1 pseudogene is annotated in these 514 nt (G+C 75.3%); it reads right to left on the bottom strand.

The annotated features are described in order from the left end of the window. A pseudogene (locus AC066S_RS39125) lies at positions 1-514 on the bottom strand (DNA mismatch repair endonuclease MutL); the annotation flags it as partial.

The raw sequence follows: 514 nt of genomic DNA, 5'->3' as shown, positions 1-514 counted from the left end.
GCGTGCGCGGCGAGAAGGGCGAGACTTCGAGGCCGAGCATGTCCAGCGTGTCGGCATGGGCTTCCGCCGTGGCCACTTCCTCGGGCGTGGCGGCGAAGGTCGCGGGAATCAGCAGCGGCTGGCTCGCGATGCGCTGGCTGGCATCGACCTGGGCCTTGAGGCGCTCGTACACGATGCGCTCGTGCGCCGCATGCATGTCCACGATCACCATGCCCTGGGCGTTCTCCGCCAGGATGTAGACGCCGTGGATCTGGGCCACGGCGCGCCCCAGGGGCCAGACGTCGGGGTCGGAAGCGGACGCAGGCGCGGCCGGCACGGTGGCGCCGGGGGATGCCGCGGCGGCACCCGTGCCGGCCGGGATGCCGTCGGCGGGCGCCTGGGGCGCATGCGTGGCCGGCAGGGAGCCGCTGGCCGCCGAATAGCCGGCGGTTGCCTCCTGCACGGTGACGGCAGCCTCCGGCACCCCGGCGGCGGGCGACGGTGCATGCGGGCCGGACGGCGGCGCGAACGCCGC

It is taken from the genome of Bradyrhizobium sp. CFUWI, assembly GCF_056429085.1.
Note: the sequence above shows the minus strand (reverse complement) of the source record. Positions and strands in the feature narration are given on the sequence as shown.